The organism is Chromatiaceae bacterium (genome assembly GCA_024235395.1).
Lineage (GTDB): Bacteria > Pseudomonadota > Gammaproteobacteria > Chromatiales > Chromatiaceae > Thiosocius.
The window spans coordinates 1,060,525-1,079,515 of record JACKMK010000003.1 but is presented as its reverse complement, the minus strand read 5'-3'; the positions used below and the strand labels follow the sequence as shown (position 1 = coordinate 1,079,515).

General features: G+C 64.3%; 23 protein-coding genes. 10 read left to right on the top strand and 13 right to left on the bottom strand.

The genetic code is table 11. The annotated features are described in order from the left end of the window. Positions 1-63: 63 nt before the first annotated feature. From H6955_18430 to H6955_18420, 3 genes are all read right to left on the bottom strand, one after another. Positions 64-429 carry an iron-sulfur cluster assembly accessory protein gene (locus H6955_18430; protein ID MCP5315543.1) on the bottom strand — a complete coding sequence of 122 codons (366 nt, stop codon included), beginning with the start codon at positions 427-429 and terminating at the stop codon, positions 64-66. A gap of 65 nt (positions 430-494) precedes the next feature. Beyond that, a complete protein-coding gene (locus H6955_18425) occupies positions 495-977 on the bottom strand; it encodes a DUF5063 domain-containing protein (GenBank protein MCP5315542.1) in 483 nt (160 codons plus the stop codon). A 199-nt stretch (positions 978-1,176) separates the two neighbouring features. Next, positions 1,177-1,341 carry a rubredoxin gene (locus H6955_18420; GenBank protein MCP5315541.1) on the bottom strand — a complete coding sequence of 55 codons (165 nt, stop codon included), beginning with the start codon at positions 1,339-1,341 and terminating at the stop codon, positions 1,177-1,179. A 144-nt stretch (positions 1,342-1,485) separates the two neighbouring features. On the opposite strand from H6955_18420, the gene H6955_18415 reads away from it, so the two are divergent. Genes H6955_18415 through H6955_18400 form a run of 4 tightly spaced genes read left to right on the top strand, consistent with a single transcriptional unit; the run spans position 1,486 to position 4,787 of the window. Further along, a complete protein-coding gene (locus H6955_18415; GenBank protein MCP5315540.1) occupies positions 1,486-2,250 on the top strand; it encodes a hydroxymethylpyrimidine/phosphomethylpyrimidine kinase in 765 nt (254 codons plus the stop codon). Next, a complete protein-coding gene (locus tag H6955_18410) occupies positions 2,238-2,894 on the top strand; it encodes a thiamine phosphate synthase (protein MCP5315539.1) in 657 nt (218 codons plus the stop codon). Before H6955_18415 ends, H6955_18410 begins: the two co-directional genes overlap by 13 nt. Beyond that, entirely contained in the window at positions 2,891-4,174 is a 1,284-nt protein-coding gene (gene hemL, locus H6955_18405) for a glutamate-1-semialdehyde 2,1-aminomutase (GenBank protein ID MCP5315538.1), read from the top strand. The genes H6955_18410 and hemL overlap by 4 nt, the downstream gene beginning before the upstream one ends. Before the next feature lie 10 nt (positions 4,175-4,184). Next, entirely contained in the window at positions 4,185-4,787 is a 603-nt protein-coding gene (locus tag H6955_18400; protein MCP5315537.1) for a DedA family protein, read from the top strand. Here the strand turns inward: H6955_18400 and H6955_18395 are convergent, their stop codons facing one another. Beyond that, positions 4,788-5,408, bottom strand: a complete 621-nt coding sequence (locus H6955_18395) for an LON peptidase substrate-binding domain-containing protein (protein MCP5315536.1) — start codon at positions 5,406-5,408, stop codon at positions 4,788-4,790. Further along, positions 5,398-6,015 carry a UbiX family flavin prenyltransferase gene (locus H6955_18390; protein MCP5315535.1) on the bottom strand — a complete coding sequence of 206 codons (618 nt, stop codon included), beginning with the start codon at positions 6,013-6,015 and terminating at the stop codon, positions 5,398-5,400. Before H6955_18390 ends, H6955_18395 begins: the two co-directional genes overlap by 11 nt. A 153-nt stretch (positions 6,016-6,168) precedes the next feature. Between H6955_18390 and H6955_18385 the strand changes: the two genes are divergently transcribed. Then, the gene (locus tag H6955_18385; protein MCP5315534.1) at positions 6,169-7,287 is read left to right on the top strand and encodes a GGDEF domain-containing protein; all 1,119 of its coding nucleotides are present in this window, start codon (positions 6,169-6,171) and stop codon (positions 7,285-7,287) included. Between the two features lie 24 nt (positions 7,288-7,311). On the opposite strand, the gene mpl is transcribed toward H6955_18385, so the two are convergent. Both mpl and H6955_18375 read right to left on the bottom strand, forming a co-directional pair. Further along, the gene (mpl, locus tag H6955_18380; GenBank protein ID MCP5315533.1) at positions 7,312-8,673 is read right to left on the bottom strand and encodes a UDP-N-acetylmuramate:L-alanyl-gamma-D-glutamyl-meso-diaminopimelate ligase; all 1,362 of its coding nucleotides are present in this window, start codon (positions 8,671-8,673) and stop codon (positions 7,312-7,314) included. Next, on the bottom strand, positions 8,674-9,186 hold the full coding sequence (locus H6955_18375) for a hypothetical protein (protein ID MCP5315532.1): 513 nt from the start codon (positions 9,184-9,186) through the stop codon (positions 8,674-8,676). A gap of 100 nt (positions 9,187-9,286) precedes the next feature. Between H6955_18375 and rnd the strand changes: the two genes are divergently transcribed. Further along, positions 9,287-10,441 (top strand): ribonuclease D, encoded by a 1,155-nt coding sequence (gene rnd, locus H6955_18370; GenBank protein ID MCP5315531.1) that lies wholly within the window; start codon positions 9,287-9,289, stop codon positions 10,439-10,441. Here rnd and H6955_18365 read toward each other — a convergent pair. The 4 genes from H6955_18365 to H6955_18350 form a co-directional block, all read right to left on the bottom strand. After that, entirely contained in the window at positions 10,438-12,537 is a 2,100-nt protein-coding gene (locus H6955_18365) for a bifunctional (p)ppGpp synthetase/guanosine-3',5'-bis(diphosphate) 3'-pyrophosphohydrolase (protein ID MCP5315530.1), read from the bottom strand. The two genes, rnd and H6955_18365, sit on opposite strands and share 4 nt — an antisense overlap. 92 nt (positions 12,538-12,629) lie before the next feature. Continuing rightward, a complete protein-coding gene (gene rpoZ / locus H6955_18360) occupies positions 12,630-12,917 on the bottom strand; it encodes a DNA-directed RNA polymerase subunit omega (protein ID MCP5315529.1) in 288 nt (95 codons plus the stop codon). A gap of 43 nt (positions 12,918-12,960) precedes the next feature. After that, positions 12,961-13,602 (bottom strand): guanylate kinase, encoded by a 642-nt coding sequence (gene gmk / locus H6955_18355; protein ID MCP5315528.1) that lies wholly within the window; start codon positions 13,600-13,602, stop codon positions 12,961-12,963. A 13-nt stretch (positions 13,603-13,615) separates the two neighbouring features. Beyond that, positions 13,616-14,482 (bottom strand): YicC family protein, encoded by an 867-nt coding sequence (locus tag H6955_18350; protein ID MCP5315527.1) that lies wholly within the window; start codon positions 14,480-14,482, stop codon positions 13,616-13,618. Positions 14,483-14,580: 98 nt separating this feature from the next. On the opposite strand from H6955_18350, the gene H6955_18345 reads away from it, so the two are divergent. From H6955_18345 to rdgB, 4 genes are read left to right on the top strand one after another with little or no spacing between them, the layout of a single operon-like run. After that, on the top strand, positions 14,581-15,486 hold the full coding sequence (locus H6955_18345) for a serine/threonine protein kinase (GenBank protein MCP5315526.1): 906 nt from the start codon (positions 14,581-14,583) through the stop codon (positions 15,484-15,486). Beyond that, the gene (locus tag H6955_18340; GenBank protein MCP5315525.1) at positions 15,486-16,340 is read left to right on the top strand and encodes a serine/threonine-protein phosphatase; all 855 of its coding nucleotides are present in this window, start codon (positions 15,486-15,488) and stop codon (positions 16,338-16,340) included. Before H6955_18345 ends, H6955_18340 begins: the two co-directional genes overlap by 1 nt. A gap of 13 nt (positions 16,341-16,353) precedes the next feature. Beyond that, positions 16,354-17,073: a ribonuclease PH gene (gene rph, locus H6955_18335; GenBank protein MCP5315524.1), complete on the top strand. Its 720-nt coding sequence runs from the start codon at positions 16,354-16,356 to the stop codon at positions 17,071-17,073. A 49-nt stretch (positions 17,074-17,122) separates the two neighbouring features. Continuing rightward, positions 17,123-17,716, top strand: coding sequence for an RdgB/HAM1 family non-canonical purine NTP pyrophosphatase (gene rdgB / locus H6955_18330; protein ID MCP5315523.1), 594 nt, complete (start codon positions 17,123-17,125; stop codon positions 17,714-17,716). A gap of 17 nt (positions 17,717-17,733) precedes the next feature. Here the strand turns inward: rdgB and H6955_18325 are convergent, their stop codons facing one another. Then, positions 17,734-18,069 carry a DUF2782 domain-containing protein gene (locus tag H6955_18325; protein ID MCP5315522.1) on the bottom strand — a complete coding sequence of 112 codons (336 nt, stop codon included), beginning with the start codon at positions 18,067-18,069 and terminating at the stop codon, positions 17,734-17,736. A 96-nt stretch (positions 18,070-18,165) separates the two neighbouring features. Further along, positions 18,166-18,885, bottom strand: a complete 720-nt coding sequence (locus H6955_18320) for a TIGR00730 family Rossman fold protein (GenBank protein ID MCP5315521.1) — start codon at positions 18,883-18,885, stop codon at positions 18,166-18,168. Between the last annotated feature and the right edge of the window lie 106 nt (positions 18,886-18,991).

The window sequence follows — 18,991 nt, the reverse complement described above, 5'->3', positions numbered from 1 at the left end:
CTCACGGACCAGAACGCGAAGGCCCGCTTGCGCGGGCCTTCGCGAGGATCCTTTGGGCTGGATTCAGGAACAACCGCCCTGCGAACCGCAGGTACCGCAGCCGCCGCCGGAGACCGGCTGGAGGTTGTTGAACACAAATCGCGCGTCCCCGTCACCGCCGTCGACGAAATCGATCTCGACACCGCGGATGTACTCCAGCGTGCCCTGGTCGACGATGACCCGCACGCCGTCAATCTCACGGACCCGGTCGTCGTCGTTCAGCTGATCGGTAAAGGTCATGCCGAAACTGACACCGCTGCAACCGCCGGGCGTCGCAAATACACGCACTCCCTGAATGGTTTCTTCTACCTGGCCGAGGAGTTCGGCCATCTTGCCCTGGGCCGGACTGGTAAGGCTCAGGTCGGTGTCGGACAGGACTGCTTGGTTCATGGATTCCACCTTCAGGGTCACAAGTCGGAAATAGTCTGCGAGTCTAGCATCATTGGCGTCGGATTTCAGTAGAGTCGATCGCGCGCCGAAAGCGCATACAGATGACGCTCTGCGTCCACGACGTGCTGCCCCCAGTCCTTGCAGAAACCCGAACGCCAGCGGCCGAGGGTGCGCCGGGCGTCGTGATTGCGTTCCAGGCGGGTCAGTCCGTTCTTGAGTTCGCAGTAGATATCGGTCAGGTCGTCGGCCAGACTGCCGCTCATCTCCTGGCGGTCCGGCGTGACGTCGTACTCCATCCAATAGCCATCGAGGTCGCCGAGCAGGCGACGCAGCCGGCTGAACAGCTCGAAACGCTGGTCGAGATCCACGCCGGCATCTTCCGGATTTTCTTCCTGCCAGGGGCCGACCGCGGCCATTGCCGCGTGCAATTGCGGCAACAGGGCATTCAACTGCCCCAACGCCACATCGCGCGCGTCCTCTTCAATCGATTCGATCAATGCACAGTAGCGACGGGCAATCGCGAGCAGTTCATTGACATTGGTATGCATGGCGCCTCCTCAGGACTCGGTGTGCGGGCAACGCAAGGCCCTGGCCGCAAGTCATTGTTTTTGCGGCTTTTGATACACACGTTGGGCTGAGGAAAAGTGTAGTCGAGATTTCGGCCGGGCCTAGCCCGGCAACTGACGGATATCTCAGAAAGCGAAAAAATGCGCGCCGACAAACCCCTGGCGTCGCCGACCGGGCGATTCAAACCTCGACCAGTTCGAAGTCTTCCTTGCCGGCACCGCACTCCGGACACTGCCAGTTCAACGGCACGTCCTCCCAACGGGTACCGGGCGGAATCCCCTCGTCCGGCAACCCCTTGGCCTCGTCGTAAATGAATCCGCAGATCACGCACATATAGGTTTTCATCGGTCGGGCTCCTCGGCTCGTACCCCAACTGCTTTATCGAGCGTGCGATTCTGCCAGATGCGACGCGTGGATTGGCGGGGTTGGCTACAGGGTTTGCCTTCGCTGCGCCGAACACCTCCGTGCGCGCTGCTACAATGCGCCGCGATGACACCCCCCCCTTGCATTCTGTGTATCGGCGGCCACGATCCGACCGGCGGTGCCGGTATCCAGGCGGACATCGAAACGATCGGCGCGCTGGGAGGCCGCGCGCTGACCCTGGTCACCGCACTGACGGTACAGGACACATCCGATGTGCGCGGGGTGCTGCCGACGCCACCGGATTTCTTCGCCGAACAGGCGACGACCCTGCTGCGCGACATGCAGCCCGACGCCATCAAGCTGGGGATGCTGGGCGACGCGGCCCTGCTGCCCACGCTGAGCGAGCTGGTGGCCGGGTTCGGTGGCCCCGTGGTGCTCGACCCGGTGCTTGCCGCCGGGGGCGGTTACGACCTGGACCGGGGGGGCCTCACCGGCCGGCTGCACCCGCTCCTGCGCCACGTCACCCTGCTGACCCCCAACCGTGCCGAGGCGCGACGCCTGGGCGGTGATCCAACATTGACGACGGCAATCGGGAACCTGCTGAAGGCGGGCACCGGCGCGATCCTGGTCACCGGCGCCGACGAGGCGGACGGCGATCAGGTCATCAACCAGTTGTATGGTGCCACCCCGGAACCATCGCTGTTTCGCTGGCCGCGTCTGCCACACAGCTATCACGGCTCCGGCTGCACACTGGCCAGCGCCTGCGCGGTGCGCCTCGCGCTCGGCGATGGACTCGTGGCCGCCGTGGAGGCCGCACAGGGTTTCACCTGGCGGGCGCTCGAACAGGCCCAGCGACCGGGTCGTGGGCAGGCGCTGCCATGGCGACGTTGAGGCGGCCCGTGTTGCGCGGCCTATATCTGATCACCGACGATGCGCGTCCCGGCCCGACGGCGATCGCGGCCCGGGTCGATGCGGCCCTGCGCGGTGGTGGACGGGTGGTGCAGTACCGCGATAAGGGACGCGACGCGCAACGTCGGCTCGACGAGGCACGGGCGCTGCAGACAGTGTGTGCTGAGTACGGGGCAGTCCTGTTGATCAACGACGATATCGAACTCGCTGCAGCCATCGGCGCAGACGGCGTGCACCTCGGTCGCGACGATACGGATATTGCCAGCGCCCGGCGCCGCCTGCCGGCCGGCAGCCTGATCGGGGCGTCCTGCTACGCGGACTTCGATAGCGCCCTTGAGGCCGTCGCTCAGGGCGCCGACTACGTGGCGTTCGGCAGTTTCCATACGTCGCCGACCAAGCCGCAGGCAGTGCGCGCCCCGACCGGGTTGCTGACGCGCGCGCGGCGCGAACTCGGGGTGCCGACGGTTGCGATCGGCGGCATAAGCCCCGAGAATGGCGCGGCGCTGGTGCAGGCCGGTGCCGACATGCTCGCGGTGATCAGCGCGGTTTTCGGCGCCGCCGACGTTACCGCTGCCGCCAAGGCCTTCGCCGACTGTTTCAACCCCGCCGAGGAGACCCGCCGATGAGCGCCGCACATGATCGCTTCGAACTCGCCCAACGCCACATCCCGGGTGGCGTGAACTCGCCGGTGCGGGCGTTCAAAGGCGTCGGCGGCGATCCGGTGTTCGTCGACAGCGCCGCCGGTCCCTACCTGTTCGACCCGGAAGGAAAGCGCTACATCGACTACGTCGGCTCCTGGGGACCGATGATCCTCGGCCATGCCCACCCCGAAGTGATCGAGGCAGTCTCCGAGGTGATCCATAAGGGCCTGTCGTTCGGTGCCCCGACCGAGATCGAGACCCGCATGGCCGACCGGGTCTGCGCGCTGATGCCGTCGATTGAACTGGTGCGCATGGTCTCGTCCGGTACCGAGGCCACGATGTCGGCCATCCGGCTCGCGCGGGGATTCACCGGGCGCGACAAGATCGTCAAGTTCGAGGGTTGTTACCACGGCCACTCCGATTCGCTGCTGGTGAAGGCCGGTTCGGGCGCCCTGACCCTCGGCGAGCCATCGTCACCGGGCGTGCCGGCGGCGCTCGCCGAACACACCATCACGCTCAGCTACAACGACCTCGACCAGGTCCGTGATGCGTTCGCCGCGGCCGGCGACCAGATCGCCAGCATCATCGTCGAACCGGTAGCGGGCAACATGAACTGCATCCTGCCGGAGCCCGGTTTCCTGCAGGGACTGCGCGAGGTCTGCGACCAGCACGGTGCGGTGCTGATCTTCGACGAGGTGATGACGGGCTTCCGGGTCGCGCTCGGCGGCGTACAGTCGCTGTACAACGTGCGCCCCGACCTGACCACCCTGGGCAAAGTGATCGGCGGCGGTATGCCGGTCGGCGCATTTGGCGGGCGCCGCGACATCATGCAGAAAATTGCGCCGCTCGGGCCCGTGTATCAGGCGGGCACCCTTTCCGGCAACCCGGTCGCGATGACGGCCGGTCTCAAGACACTCGAACTGATCGCGACGCCCGGCTTCTTTGAACAGCTCGGCGCAAAGGTCGAGACGCTGGTCCATGGTGTGACCGCCGCCGCACGCGACGCCGGTATCCCGCTGACCGAGAACCATGTCGGCGGCATGTTCGGCCTGTTTTTCACCGAACAGGACAAGGTCGGCGACTTCGCCGGTGCGACCGCCTGCAACGTCGAACGCTTCCGGGCATTCTTCCACGCGATGCTGGAGCACGGCGTTTACCTCGCGCCTTCGGCGTTCGAGGCCGGCTTCGTCTCGGCGGCACATTCCGATCAGGACATCGCGGCGACAGTCAGTGCCGCCGCGGCGGTATTCGCCGGCCTCAATTGAACCCGTACGCTTGAGCGAGTGGTTCGGCGAACTGCTGACGTGGATCGAAACCAACCCGGGCTACGCCGGCTGGGTGGTGTTTGCGATGTCGCTGGCCGAATCGCTGGCGATCGTCGGCGTACTCATCCCCGGCGTGGTGATCCTGTTCGGCGCCGGCGCATTGATCGGTGCCGGTGTGCTGGACTTCTGGAGCATGTGTCTTTGGGCGGTCGCCGGAGCGATCATCGGTGACGGCCTGAGTTACTGGCTGGGCCACCACTTCGAATATCTGACCGCGCGCTGGCGCTGGTTCCGACTGCACCCGGACCACCTGCGCAAGGGCATCGAGTTCTTCGAGAAATATGGCGATCTGAGCGTCGCATTGGGACGGTTTTTCGGACCCATCCGGGCGATCGTGCCACTGGTTGCCGGCTTGATGCACATGCCGCCGCGGCGCTTCTACACCGCCAACGTGCTTTCGGCACTGGTCTGGGCGCCGGCCTATCTCGTGCCGGGGATGGTACTGGGTGAGATCGGCGGGAACGGTGACTGGCGCTACCTGCTGTTCCCCGCCGCCGCGATCGGCTTGATCGTCCTGGTCTGGCTGGTCGTCCACAGCCGCATGCGACGCTGATCAACAAACGGCAGACGGCGGCTCGTGCTGCGGATTGATCAGCCGCGCCAGCTGCCGCAGGCGCTGCACGCTGTCGTCTGTCTCGAACAACGCCTGCTTGCGACCCAATCCCAGTGGCAGCAACTCGATCAACCGGTTGGCGACGTGGTCAGCGGTCACCGGCCGGGTTGCCAATCGGTCGAACGGGGGCCCAATCCGCTCCAGCAGCTCGGCGAGCAATCCTGCCATCCACGCCAGGTCGCCGGGCAGCGCCTGCTCGGCCGCCGGCGGCAACCGCTCCACCGATGCGCGCAACAATTGGTCGTGTTCGACAGCGACCTCGCGCAGCGCGACGCATTGCTCACCCGCACACACCAGGCCAAGCAGACCGTCATCCAGCTGCTCCCAGTCGGTGATGCGCGCCAGGGTACCGCTGCCGGCGGTGTTGGCCACGCCACCGGCCTCCGGGCCATCGATGATTGCCGCGACCGCGAAGGGCCGGTCCGCGCGCAGACATTCGCTCACCATGCGCAGGTAGCGTGGCTCGAAGATCCGCAGCGACAGCACCCCGCCGGGAAACAGGACCAGGTTCAGCGGGAACAGGGCCACCCGTTCCAACGCCGCCGCGGGATCAGCCGGCATCGCCCCAGCGCGCGCCCAGGCTGTGCGCCACCTGCAGATGGTCGAGCACCCGCGCGACCATGAAATCGATAAGCTCACTGACGCTGTCGGGACGAAAGTAGAACCCCGGATTGGCCGGCATGATCACCGCCCCCGCCTGCGCCAGGCGCAGCATGTTCTCCAGATGAATGGTCGACAACGGTGTCTCGCGCACCACCATGATCAACTTGCGTCGCTCTTTCAATGCGACATCGGCGGCGCGGTCGATCAGGTCGTCGCAGATGCCGTTCGCAATCGATGCCAGGGTACCGGTCGTGCAGGGGCAGATCACCAGGGCCTCGGGCGGATTCGAGCCGCTGGCCACAGGGGCTGTCCATTGTTGCCGCCCGAACACCTGCAGCTGCCCGGGCGCACTGGCAAACAGGTCTGACAGGTACCTCTGCATCTCTTCCGGCCGGCCGGGCAGACTGAGGTCGGTTTCCATGTTCACCACGACCTGCGCGGCCTGCGACACCATCAGGTACACCGTGCGCCCGGCCTGCAACAGGCACTCGACCAGGCGCAGGCCGTACTGGATGCCGGAGGCCCCGGTAAAGGCGACGGCGATAGGCGGCAAACGGTCGTTCATCTTGGCTATTTAAGCACGCCGAACAGGGGCGGTCGCGTGCTACGACGCGGCCGACCCGTCCGGCTCTCGTACCGTCCGGTCGACCGTCTGTGGCCCGGACAGACGCCCGGCACAGGATAAAGAAAACCGGCGATCTGGCCGATCTAATGCGGAATGAGCCTCGAACTCGACGACCTTTGGCTGGACAAGATGGATCGGCTGGAAGGGCTGACGCTTACCCAGAAGCGGCGGCTCTACCGGATCATGATAGTGGCCGCTGCCGGTGCGAGTTATCTGATCGATGTCCTGTTGCTGATCGCCTTCAGTCTTGCCGGTACCATCGATCCATCGCTGCCCGCCATCTACTTCGGGTTAGCGCTCGGTCACGTGGCACTGTTTTCCTCGCTGCACTGGAAGGGCCTCACCGACCACCTGAGCAACCCCCATCTGACGGTGTGGCAGACGGTCTATTCGCTGGGCGTGCAGATCCTCGGCATCTTGATCGCGCCACAGCTCACACAGCTGTTCCTTGGCTTGGTGTTCATCATCTTTGCGTTCGCCACGCTGCGTCTCTCGCTGCGATCGACCCTGGTGATCTGGGCCCTGTCCTGCATCGCGGCCGCGGTGGCACTGACCGGCACCGGCCAAACGAGCATCGGCATCACCGATCCCAGCACATGGGAGGCGGGACTGGTCGCGGTCGCGTTCTCCACCATCCTGTTGCGCACCATCGCGCTCGGCTACTACGGGACGGCCCTGCGATTGAGGATGTACGAGAAGAGCCGGTCGATCGAGGCCGCCGCCACACTCGACGCGCTCACCGGCTGCCTCAATCGCCGGCCAGCGCTCGGTGTGATCAGTGAACAGATCGCATTGCGCCGCCGCAAGGGTATCCGTACCGCCGTCCTGATGCTCGACCTGGACCACTTCAAGGCGATCAACGACCGCCTTGGCCATCTGACCGGTGACGAGGTGCTCCGACAGGTATCCGGCCGCATCCGGTCCACACTTCGCGAAACCGACAAGGTCGGTCGCTACGGTGGCGAGGAATTTGTCGTGATCCTGCCGGCCACCGATCTGACCGAGGGCAAAGCCGTTGCCGAACACATCCGCAATGGCGTCGCCAGCATGCGATGGCCGATGGTCGACCAGGCGCTGTGGGTCACGTTGTCGTGTGGCGTTACCGAGATCCGACCCGGCGACACCGTCGAGGATGTCGTCGGGCGCGCAGATGCGGCACTCTACGAGGCCAAACACAAAGGCCGCAACCGCGTCGACAGCGCTGCTGCCTGAGCCGCACAGGCCGAAGCCTGCGCTTCATCCGCGCGCCAGCGCATCCAGCAAACGCTGGTGGATACCTTCGAAGCCACCGTTGCTCATGATCAGCACATGGTCCCCCTGCGCGGCGAATTCGGCGATCTGCTGGACGATCGTAAGCGTTTCGTCACAGACGTTGAGGCGCTGCCCGAGACCGCGCAACACACCGGCCGCATCCCATTTCAGATCCGGCGGCGCATAAACCCACACGCGATCCGCCTGGCTCAGCGCGTCCGCCAGCTGTGCCGCGTGCACCCCCATGCGCATGGTATTGGAGCGCGGCTCCAGTACCGCGAGTATGCGTTGCTGGCCGACATGCCGCCGCAGGCCTTCCAGTGTCAGACGGATCGCGGTCGGGTGATGGGCGAAATCATCGTAGACGGTGACGCCACGGACCTCACCGCGACGCTCCATGCGACGCTTGACGTTGCGGAACCGTGCGAGTGCGGCGACCCCAACCGCGGGCGGCACACCGGCGTGCCGTGCGGCGGCCAGCGCCGCCAACGCGTTCGCGACATTGTGCTGACCCGTCAGCGCCCATTCCACCCGCCCGACATTGTCGGTCTCGCAGATCACGTCAAAGGCACTGCCGTCGGCGGTAGCATTGGCGATATGCCAGGTCGCCTCGTATTCCGGTGCGAAATGTTCGACCGGGGTCCAGCATCCCATATCCAGCACATCGTGCAGGTTGCCGTCGTCGAGCGGCGAGATGATCAGGCCGTTGCCGGGCACGGTTCGCACCAGGTGGTGAAACTGCCGCTGGATCGCCTCGAGGTCGTCGAAGATGTCGGCGTGATCGAACTCCAGATTGTTCATCACCAGGGTCCGCGGATGGTAGTGGACGAACTTGGAGCGCTTGTCGAAAAATGCTGTGTCGTACTCGTCGGCCTCAACGACGAAAAACGGTGACTCGCCCGCGCGTGCCGACACACCGAAGTTCTGTGGCACACCGCCGATCAGGAAGCCCGGGCTCAGACCGGCATGTTCGAGAATCCATGCCAGCATGCTCGCCGTGGTGGTCTTGCCATGGGTTCCCGCGACAGCCAGCACCCAGCGGTCTTGCAGGACATTTTCCGCCAGCCACTGCGGCCCCGAGATATAGCGCAGGCCACGCTCCAGCATGAACTCCACGGCAGGATTGCCGCGCGACATTGCATTGCCAACGACCACCTGATCGGGCGGCGGGTCGAGATGTTCGGGTTCATAACCCGAAATCAGTCGGATCCCGGCCGCTTCCAGCTGGGTACTCATCGGCGGGTAGACGTTGCTGTCGGATCCCGAAACTTCGTGCCCCAGGCTGCGCGCAATCAGCGCAATGCCGCCCATGAAGGTTCCGCAGATACCGAGGATATGGATTTTCATTCAGGTACTCGTCACCGGTGGGTAGATTCGAGCGATCAGGGTGAACGACATGACGGTGTAAGCGAGGACGACGACAACACCGAGCGCAAGGGGGACCTCGAGTGCGTGTCGCAACACGCCACCGAGCGCCAGGTGCAACCAGATGATCAACACGAGGTTCAACAATGCGACGCTTCCGGGGGTGCCGACCGCCTCGACCGGGATCTGTACCAGCGTCATCAAGATACCCGCGAGCACCCCCAGACCGAGAAATGCACTGGTGGTCTGTAACCAGCGGCGGGGGTGACCGCGGATCTGCAGCAGCGCGAACAACACCAGCATACTGAACAGCAGGTCAATCAGATTGGCGCCCAAGGCGTTACCGAAGCCTCCAAACAATTTGGCCCCGTTCGCGGCACCCAGGACCACATTGAGCACCGCGAACAACAGCAACAGGACGGGAGACGCGGGCAGGTCCTGGGGGCGCCGCCGCAGCAGAGCGAGTTCGACGAAAAACTTGATCAGTGCCTGCATGGATCGCATCCGCTGTAGAGGCGAGCCGATATCTTACCGCGTGACATACAGTCCGCGTCCCACCCGGTGTTATTCTTGCGTCCTCGAACGGAAGGAAATGATGCGGGAAGAATACATCGACACGCCGGACGCCCTGGCGACCCTGTGCGAAGAGCTCAAGCATAGCGAATGGCTGGCGCTCGACACGGAATTCATTCGCGAGAAAACCTACTATCCGCGGCTGTGTCTGATTCAGGTCAGCAACGGGGAGGTCGCGGCATGCATCGACCCCTTACGCCTTCCGGACCTGCAGCCGTTTCTGGACGTACTGTACGATGGCGCAATCTTGAAGGTATTGCATGCAGCCCGCCAGGACCTGGAGATCTTTCTGCACGACTACGATGGCCTGCCGATGCCGGTGTTCGATACGCAGCCGGCCGCCGCGTTGCTGGGACACGGCGATCAGATTGGCTACGCGAACCTCGTCAAGTTGCTACTCGGCGTGGAGCTGCCGAAGGACCAGTCGCGCACCGACTGGTCACAACGCCCGCTGGAGGATGACCAGCTCCGGTATGCGCTCGACGACGTCGTGTTTCTCGGCCAGATCTATCTGCACATGCGCGGCCACCTGTTCGATCGCGAGCGTCTGCAGTGGTTGGCAGCCGATTTTGCGCCGCTGACCGATCCGCAGACCTACTACCCGGATCCACAGACCATGTGGCGGCGGATCAAGGGTAAGCATCTGTTGCGCGGACGGCAACTCGCCGTGCTGCAGAAACTTGCGGCCTGGCGGGAGATCCAGGCACGCGAACGCGACCTGCCACGCAAATGGATACTGAAAGATGAGGTGATGATCGATCTCAGCCGCCGCATGCCGCGCGATCCGGGCGGTCTGGCGAAGATTCGTGGGCTCGAACCGGCACAGATTCGTCGCGAAGGCGAAGTGCTGATCGCACTGGTCAGCGCCGGCATCGAACTGCCACGCGACCAGTGGCCACGTGAAAAAGACCGACCGGCACCGCTCGACGCACAGCAGGAGGCAATGGTCGACCTGCTCAGTGCGGCACTGCGCCTGATCGCCGACCAACACCAGTTGTCTCCGATGGCGATCGCGAGTCGCAAGGAACTGGAGGGCTTCGTGCGCGGGGACCCGGACAGCGGCCTCCACGACGGATGGCGGAAATCGCTGGTCGGGGAAACGCTCGGCGCGCTCATGCGGGGAGAAAAGCGGCTGGAACTACGCGACGGCAGACTCGAGCTGTCTGAAACGGGCTAGCCGATCACGCGGTTGATACGCAGCACGAAGGGTATCTTCTTCAGACGCCGCATGATGCTGGCCAGGTGTTTGCGTCCTTTCACCGACACCACGAAACGCAGACTGGTGCTGAGACCGTCGCGCTCCTCGCTTCGGACATCCTCGATATTCGAACCCTCTTCGGCGATCATCGAGGCGATTGTCGCGAGCATGCCGCGCTGATTGCCCGCATCGACGCGAATCGCAGTCGAGAACTCGCCACTCACCTCGTCAGACCATTGCACGTCCAGCCAACTCTGGCCCTGGCGACGGAAATCCCCCAGATTCGGACAGTCGTGATGGTGCACGACCAGGCCACGCCCCGGGCTGAAGATCGCCACCACCGGATCGCCGGGTATCGGGCCGCAGCACTTGGCAAAGCTGACGACCATGCCCTCGGTGCCTTTGATCGTCAGTGACCCTGCCGAGGCGGCATCGGACGAAGGTTGTTCTTCGCTGTTGATCAGCAGCCGCGCCACCAGTTTCGCCATACGGTTGCCGAGACCGATCTGTTCGAGCAACAGATCGAAGCTGGCCAGGCCAAGTTCGGCAACCAACTTGCTGCGATCGGCATCGTCGATACCGCTGCAGTCGCGGCCCAGCGCTTCGATCTCCCGTTCCAGCAGGCGGCGGCCGAGTTCGATCGCCTCCTTTTGTTCGAGTCGCTTCAGATACGACCGGATGGTCGCGCGCGCCTTGCCGGTCACGACGAAATCCAACCATGCCGGATTCGGCCGATTGTTCGGTTTGGTGATGATCTCGACGGTCTGGCCGTTGCGCAGTTGCGATCGCAGCGGCGCCAGGCGGCGGTCGATACGCGCCGCAACACACTGATTGCCGACATCCGAATGGACCGCGTAAGCGAAATCGATGACGGTTGCGCCCTTCGGCAGCACGAAGATCTGACCCCGCGGAGTGAACACATAGACCTCGTCCGGAAACAGGTCGACCTTGACGTGCTCGAGGAACTCCATCGAGTTGCCCGAGTCTTTCTGGACCTCGAGCAGGTTGCGCAGCCAGTCGGCCGCGGCATCCGGGGTCAGGGCACCACCCGCATCCTTGTACTGCCAGTGTGCCGCGATACCCTCCTCGGCGACCCGGTGCATCTCGCGTGTGCGGATCTGGATCTCGATCGGCAGGCCGTGCGGCCCGAACAGGATGGTGTGCAGCGACTGATAGCCGTTCGCCTTGGGAATCGCGATGTAGTCCTTGAACTTGCCGGGCACCGGCCGGTAGAGGTTGTGCACCACGCCCAGCACGCGATAACAGCTGTCCACCGAATCGACGATGATCCTGAACGCGTAGACGTCGGCGAGTTCGTTCAACGACAGCCGCTTCTCCAGCATCTTGCGGTAGATGCTGTAGACATGCTTTTCCCGCCCGTAGACCTCGCCGTCGAACCCCTCCTGCTGCAGGCGCCCGCGCAACACCTCTTCGATATTGCCGACGACCTCCTTGCGATTGCCACGACGTTTGCGCAGGGCCGCACGGATGATGTTGTACCGCCATGGCCAATGCGCGGCCATGCCCAGTTCCTGCAACTCGTGGCGGATGCTGTTGATGCCCAGACGGTTGGCGATCGGTGCGTAGATGTCGAGCGTCTCGCGCGCAATGCGCCGCGCCTTGTTCGGCGCCATCACGCCCAGGGTGCGCATGTTGTGCAGCCGGTCGGCTAGCTTGATCAGGATGACCCGGATGTCGCGGGTCATCGCCAGCATCATCTTGCGGAAGTTTTCCGCCTGCGCTTCCGCGCGTGAACGGAACTTTATCTGGGTGAGTTTGCTGACGCCGTCGACCAGCTCGGCGATCTGCGGACTGAATTCACGGGCCAGCTGATCCTTGGCGGTCTCGGTGTCCTCGATCACATCGTGCAGGATCGCCGCCATCAGGCACTGGTGGTCCATGCGCATCCCGGCCAGGATGCGCGCGACGGCCACCGGATGATAGATATAGGGCTCGCCGGAGAGCCGGTTCTGGCCCTCGTGGGCCTCGGCACCGAACAGGTAGGCGCGGTAGACCTCGCGCACCTGTTCTTCGGGGAGATAGGCCTCCAGGTCGCTACAGAGGTCGCTGATCAAAAACCGGTCATCGCCCGCGACCGCGGCAACAGACTCCGCGCCGGGCGTCGGTAGCGTGGCGATCTCAGAACGCGAGGCGTCCACCTTTCCGTCTACTCATCGTCGTTCCCCATGTCCACGACGCCCAGCTCACCGGCGAGGGCCGCGGCCAGCTCCTCGTCGATCGAATCGGTGGTGTCGACGGGTTCGGCGACGGTCTCTTCGTTGATCAGGCCCTCGGCGATCTCGCGCAGCGCGACGACCGTGGGCTTGTCGTTCTCCCAGGGCACCAGCGGATCCACGCCATTGACCAGCTGGCGCGCGCGACGGCTGGCGAGCAGGACCAGGTCGAAACGGTTGTCCACGTTCGAGAGACAGTCTTCTACGGTGATGCGTGCCATGGCGGTTTCGGGACTCCAGGATCAAAAAATTCAGTGATAACGGTCAATTATATGAATCTGAAGGCGCCCCGCCAAGCATCGTCGCCAGCGCACCCGCATACCGGGCCGCCTGGCGTGGTTCGCGCAGCCGCTCGGCCGACACGATCGCCCGCAGATCGGCGAGCGCGACGGCAAAATCATCGTTGATCACCAGGTAATCGTATTCCGGGTAGTGCGACAGCTCGGCGCACGCATCCAGCATCCGCCGCTCGATGACGTCCTGGCTGTCCTGGCCACGCCCGGCAAGGCGATCGCGCAACGCCTCGATGCTCGGCGGTGCGATGAAGATCGATACGGCCTCGGGAAACCGGTGACGCACCTGCCGGGCGCCCTGCCAGTCGATCTCCAGGACCAGATCCCGACCGGCGCCCAGCTGCTCGCGCACCGTGGCCTCCGCGGTGCCGTAATAGTTGTCGAACACACGTGCATGTTCGAGGAAGGCCCCCTGTTCGACCAGTTCCTCAAACCGCTCGACGCCGACGAAATGGTAGTGCACACCGTCCTGCTCACCGGGTCGCATCGCGCGGGTTGCATGCGATACCGACATCACCAGCCGTGCATCACCGGGCACCAGTTCGCGCAGCAGGCTCGTCTTGCCCGCGCCGGACGGCGCCGAAACGATGAACAATATGCCTGAGTGGGACATCGCCGCCGGCCGCCTATTCGATGTTCTGGACCTGTTCCCGCATCTGCTCGACCAGCACCTTCATCTCGACCGAGATCGCCGTGGTCTCGCTGTCCGCCGACTTCGAACCCAGGGTATTGGCCTCGCGATTCAGTTCCTGCATCAGGAAATCCAGGCGCCGCCCCACCGGCTCGTCCTGGCGCAACACGCGGGTGACCTCGTCGAGGTGGGTGTTCAGACGGTCCATCTCCTCGTCGACATCCAGGCGCTGTGCGAGCAACGCCATCTCCTGTTCGAGCCGATCCTTGTCAAGATTTTCCGCCACCTCGGCCAGGCGAGTCCGCAACCGTTCGCGGACCGACGCGATCACCGCAGGCATCTTTTCGCGCGCGGCATCGACCTGAACCCGCATCGCCTCGACCCGCTGCGCAATCATCTCCGCGAGCCTCGTACCCTCTCGCTCACGACATTCGACCAATGCGTCGATCGCCTGCTCGAGCAACGCGAGCGCGGCCTCCTGGACCGGCGTGAAATCCTGTTCGGCACTCTCCAGCACGCCGGGCCAGCGCAACACGTCCATGATGCTCGGATGATGTGAACTGTGCAGCCGGTGCGCCATCTTGTCGGCCGCCGCGAGAATCTGATCGACCAGCGCGTCGTTGACCTGCAGTTCGACCGCCGCTGTCCTTGCGGCCTTGTAACGCAGGCCGCACTCCACCTTGCCGCGCCCGAGGCGCGCGTTCAGGCGGTCGCGTACGACGGGCTCGATGGCCCGCAGATCCTCAGGCAGACGCACCGTGGCCTCGAGATAACGGTGGTTTACTGAACGAATTTCCCAGGTGAGCTCACCGAACTCGCCGTGTCCCTGTTGGCGCGCAAACGCCGTCATGCTCCGAATCATATTCTCCCCGGGGTGCTTCGCCCTGTCCCATCGGCCTTGGGCTTTGCGTGTATCATATGCCGCATCGAACGCCAACGCACCGTGACCGACAGCGCCGCATGTCCTCCCGCCCCCGCGATAGCCTCCCGGTCGGCACAGTGCTCGACTGCTACCGGATTACGAAACTGATCGGTAGCGGTGGCTTCAGTCTCATCTACCTCGCCGAAGACGAAGACAACCACGACGAAGTCGCCATAAAGGAGTACCTGCCGAAGCGCTTCGGCACGCGCCACAAGGGTCTGGTGGTCACCGTCAGCAAGGAAGAGAAGCAGGAAAGCTTCCAACGCGGCAGACGCCTTTTCTATCAGGAAGCCCGGGTCCTGGCCACGCTCCGTCACCCCAACATCGTGCACGTTCGCAACTGTTTCCTGGCGAACAACACCGCCTATCTGGTGATGAACTACGAGCCCGGCAAGAACCTCGGGCGCTACATCAAGAAGCGCGAAGGCGGACTCAGCACGACTTTTCTGATGACGGTGTTTCCGCCGCTGCTCGACGCGTTGGAGTTGATCCACAGCCGCCACCAACTGCATCTGGACATCAAGCCGAGCAATGTCCACCTGAGGCCCGGTGGCAACCCGCTGCTGCTCGACTTCGGGGCCGTATATCACCTCGACGATGTCGGCGAGAAGAAGGCCCAGGTGGTGACCCCCGGTTTTTCACCGATCGAGCAATACTACGCATCCGCCCGCGTCGGGCCCTACACCGACGTATACGCGATCGGCGCGACGATGCGCGCCTGCATCGAGGGCAAACCCCCACCGTCCGCGGTGGAGCGGCACGCCCAGGACAGCCTGGTGCCGGCGGTCGAGGCGTTCGGTGCGCGCTACCCGCACGAGATCCTCGAGTCGATCGATTGGGCCATGCAGATCGAGTACGCGAACAGGCCGCAGACCGCGGCAGAATTGCGCGACGCGCTGCTCGGCCGTACCCCGGTCCCGAAGATCTCGACGTCGATTGCCTGATGGACCAGATCGACACCCCGCGCAACTTCGAAGCGGCCAAGGCAAGCCTGGTCGGGGATCGCCAATGCAACCAGGACCGCTGCCTGTTCCTGGGCAATGACGACACGGTCCTGCTGGGCCTGGCCGACGGCCTCGGCGGACACCCGCGCGGCGAAGTGGCCGCCCAGCTGTTGATGGACGTCTGCGAATCGATGTTCCGTCAAGCCGCGAAACCGCTGCACGACCCCGAGCAGTTCATGCTGCAGTGTATCGGCAAGGCGCACAACGCCATCATCCAGTTCGGCCGACGCCAGCAGCCACCGATCGCCCCGCGCACGACCGCCGTGCTGGCGACCATCCAGGGCGGCATCGCATACTGGGCACATGTCGGCGACAGCCGGCTGTATTTCATCCGACACGGCCAGGTGCTCGCGCAGACGCGCGACCATTCGCTGGTACGGTTCGTGCGCGAAAGTGCACACGAGGTTTCGCGCCCACGTTCCAGTCTGACGCGCTGCCTGGGCGGCATGCCCCAACCGCCGACGACGACCTGCGGCCCCCCGACCCTCCTGCAACAGGGCGACGCGATCGTGCTATGTTCGGATGGATTATGGGGACAGATTTCGGACCAGGCGCTGGTGGCAGCCTTGGGCGATGCGCGGACGCCCGTCGACACCAGCCTGCCAACCTTGGTTCGACGCGCCGCGGCGATGCCGGGCAGCGACAATGTCACGGCGGTCGCGCTGCGTTGGCAGGCCCCCGCCGCTGTGCAGAGCGATCAGAGCGAAACGCTCGAGCCGCCGCGCGATCCGCGTGTCGAACGGGCGATCCGCCATCTGCGCGGCGTACTCAAAAAGATCAGCACCTCGAAGTGAGCGGAGAGACACCATGCGACCGAGCGGACGAGCGCCCAACCAGATGCGCCCAATCACCTTCACCCCGAACTACACGATGCACGCGGAAGGCTCCGTATTGGTCGCGTTCGGCAACACCAAGGTCATCTGCACGGCGAGTATCGAGGAGCGCCAACCGCGCTGGCTGAAGGACACCGACAGCGGCTGGGTGACCGCCGAGTACGGTATGTTGCCGCGCTCGACGCACACCCGGCTCGGGCGGGAGGCGGCGCGTGGCGGACAAGGGGGTCGCACCATGGAGATCCAGCGGCTGATTGGTCGTGCGCTGCGCGCCGCTGTCGACCTCAAAAAGCTGGGGCCGCGCACCATCACCCTCGACTGCGACGTGATCCAGGCCGACGGCGGAACCCGCACCGCTTCCATTTCCGGCGCCTTCGTCGCACTCAGCCAGGCATTGGCCAAACTGCGGCTGGGCAAGAGCATCGAGACGGATCCGCTGCTCGGCAACGTCGCCTCGGTATCGGTCGGAATCTACAACGGCGTGCCGGTGCTCGACCTGGACTACGCCGAGGACTCGGGGGCCGCCACCGACATGAACGTCGTCATGGACGATCAAGGGCGTTTCATAGAGGTGCAGGGCACCGCCGAAGCCGCACCGTTCACCAACGACGAACTCAACGCCATGCTGGCGCTCGCGCGCGATGGCATCGACCAGATCGTCGCGGCCCAGAACGCCGCGCTCGACACCGAGTGACGCGGGCCGCCAGAGTCCTCCCCACGTCTACCCCGAAGGAACCCACCGCATGCCGCAACGCGTCGTACTGGCCACCGGCAACCCGGGCAAAGTCAAAGAATTCCAGGAACTGCTCGCCGAGCACGATGTCAGCATCGTCCCGCAGTCCGACTTTGCAGTACCCGATGCCGAGGAAACCGGCCTGACCTTTGTCGAGAACGCGATCCTCAAGGCCCGAAATGCCGCGATGCACACCGGCCTGCCGGCCATCGCCGACGACTCGGGGCTGGAGGTCGATCACCTCAACGGCGCACCGGGGATCTATTCGGCCCGTTATGCCGGTGATGCCGGCAGCGTGGCGAACAACGAAAAGCTGCTCAAGGCCCTGGCGGGCGTCCCGACACAAGAGCGCGGCGCACGCTTCCAATGCCTGCTGGTCTACCTGAGACACGCCGACGACCCCACCCCGATCATCTGCCAGGGGACCTGGGAAGGGCGCATCCTGGAGTCGGCACAAGGCGAGGCGGGCTTCGGTTACGACCCGCTGTTTTTCGTACCGACCGACAACTGCAGCGCCGCACAGCTCGCTGCGGACCGCAAAAACAGCCTCAGTCACCGCGGCCAGGCATTGCAGTGCCTGCTGGCCGCGCTCGCACACCGCTGATCACATCCTGGGTCAGGCTACCACTGCCAGATGATCCACTGATTGACGTTGCCCCTGACCGGTTCTCCGGGTTGATAGTCGAGGGTACCGTCGCCATTCACGTCGACGAAGTAATACGGTGGACCGACACGCGGCAGGACCCTGACGAGAAAAAGCGCGCCATTGCGGCGGTACTCGTAAATCGTCTCCTGCTCGGTGCGACGTATCGTCACCTCGGGTTCGAGCGCCTCGCCGGAGCGCAGCGGCGGCGGTGGGGGCGGTGCTTCGAGCGCCTCGCCTTCGGCCGCCAAGGGGCCGCGTGCCGCGCAAACCAGTCCCAGCAGGACCAACCCCGTCCAAAACCGCCCGGTCATCTGCGTTACCACACTGCCTCCTGAACAAGATCCTTGCCGGTTACGTTCATCAATCATCGCATGTGTGCCGGTCGGGAAACGAGCATCGCACCTGCGTCAGAGCTCCAACAGGATCTCCTGTTCGGCCTCGGACGGTTCCAGGCTGCGGGTCTCATAGTGCCGAAAGATCGCCTCGACGATCTGTTGCGGTTCGTCGCAGACCTCGAACAGCGCCATATCCTCCGGCCCGATGGTGCCACCCGACACCAGGGTATCGCGGAACCAGTCCAGCAAGCCGCTCCAAAACGCGCTGCCGACCAGGACGATCGGAATGCGGCGCGTCTTGCCGGTCTGAACGAGCGTCAGGATCTCCGCCAACTCATCCAGCGTGCCGAATCCGCCCGGCAGCACCACATAGGCCGACGCGTACTTCACGAACATCACCTTGCGGGCGAAGAAATGGCGGAAATGCAACGAGATGTCCTGGTAGCGGTTGGGCTGTTGCTCCAGCGGCAGCTCGATGTTCACGCCAATGCTCGGCGACTTGCCACCCTGCGCGCCCTTGTTGGCGGCTTCCATGATCCCCGGCCCACCACCACTGACGATCGAGAAGCCGGCATCCGACAGCAGCCGCGCTGTCTGCTCGGCCTTGACGTACCAGGGACTATCCGGGGGCGTACGGGCGGAACCGAACACGCTGATGGACGGCCGGATCAGGCACAGCTTCTCGAATCCCTCGACGAACTCCGCCATGATCTGGAAGATGCGCCACGATTCGCGTTGCAGCTGCACGTCGGCGACACCCTTGTCGATCCGCTTGCCCGTCATGTCGTTCATCTGCCCCTCGCTGGTATCGGTGAAAACCGGATCGTTGCCATGTTTCCCAATGACGCTATCGGCCACAGGCGGCGCAACATTTGCGCGCGAATCGAGTCCGGCGTCA

Excerpts from the sequence above, each read along its gene's own strand:
- H6955_18430 (MCP5315543.1), bottom strand. The coding sequence starts at position 429 with ATGAACCAAGCAGTCCTGTCCGACACCGACCTGAGCCTTACCAGTCCG.
- H6955_18425 (MCP5315542.1), bottom strand. The coding sequence starts at position 977 with ATGCATACCAATGTCAATGAACTGCTCGCGATTGCCCGTCGCTACTGT.
- H6955_18420 (MCP5315541.1), bottom strand. The coding sequence starts at position 1,341 with ATGAAAACCTATATGTGCGTGATCTGCGGATTCATTTACGACGAGGCC.
- H6955_18415 (MCP5315540.1), top strand. The coding sequence starts at position 1,486 with ATGACACCCCCCCCTTGCATTCTGTGTATCGGCGGCCACGATCCGACC.
- H6955_18410 (MCP5315539.1), top strand. The coding sequence starts at position 2,238 with ATGGCGACGTTGAGGCGGCCCGTGTTGCGCGGCCTATATCTGATCACC.
- hemL (MCP5315538.1), top strand. The coding sequence starts at position 2,891 with ATGAGCGCCGCACATGATCGCTTCGAACTCGCCCAACGCCACATCCCG.
- H6955_18395 (MCP5315536.1), bottom strand. The coding sequence starts at position 5,408 with ATGCCGGCTGATCCCGCGGCGGCGTTGGAACGGGTGGCCCTGTTCCCG.
- H6955_18390 (MCP5315535.1), bottom strand. The coding sequence starts at position 6,015 with ATGAACGACCGTTTGCCGCCTATCGCCGTCGCCTTTACCGGGGCCTCC.
- H6955_18385 (MCP5315534.1), top strand. The coding sequence starts at position 6,169 with ATGAGCCTCGAACTCGACGACCTTTGGCTGGACAAGATGGATCGGCTG.
- mpl (MCP5315533.1), bottom strand. The coding sequence starts at position 8,673 with ATGAAAATCCATATCCTCGGTATCTGCGGAACCTTCATGGGCGGCATT.
- H6955_18375 (MCP5315532.1), bottom strand. The coding sequence starts at position 9,186 with ATGCAGGCACTGATCAAGTTTTTCGTCGAACTCGCTCTGCTGCGGCGG.
- rnd (MCP5315531.1), top strand. The coding sequence starts at position 9,287 with ATGCGGGAAGAATACATCGACACGCCGGACGCCCTGGCGACCCTGTGC.
- rpoZ (MCP5315529.1), bottom strand. The coding sequence starts at position 12,917 with ATGGCACGCATCACCGTAGAAGACTGTCTCTCGAACGTGGACAACCGT.
- gmk (MCP5315528.1), bottom strand. The coding sequence starts at position 13,602 with ATGTCCCACTCAGGCATATTGTTCATCGTTTCGGCGCCGTCCGGCGCG.
- H6955_18350 (MCP5315527.1), bottom strand. The coding sequence starts at position 14,482 with ATGATTCGGAGCATGACGGCGTTTGCGCGCCAACAGGGACACGGCGAG.
- H6955_18345 (MCP5315526.1), top strand. The coding sequence starts at position 14,581 with ATGTCCTCCCGCCCCCGCGATAGCCTCCCGGTCGGCACAGTGCTCGAC.
- H6955_18340 (MCP5315525.1), top strand. The coding sequence starts at position 15,486 with ATGGACCAGATCGACACCCCGCGCAACTTCGAAGCGGCCAAGGCAAGC.
- rph (MCP5315524.1), top strand. The coding sequence starts at position 16,354 with ATGCGACCGAGCGGACGAGCGCCCAACCAGATGCGCCCAATCACCTTC.
- rdgB (MCP5315523.1), top strand. The coding sequence starts at position 17,123 with ATGCCGCAACGCGTCGTACTGGCCACCGGCAACCCGGGCAAAGTCAAA.
- H6955_18325 (MCP5315522.1), bottom strand. The coding sequence starts at position 18,069 with ATGACCGGGCGGTTTTGGACGGGGTTGGTCCTGCTGGGACTGGTTTGC.
- H6955_18320 (MCP5315521.1), bottom strand. The coding sequence starts at position 18,885 with ATGAACGACATGACGGGCAAGCGGATCGACAAGGGTGTCGCCGACGTG.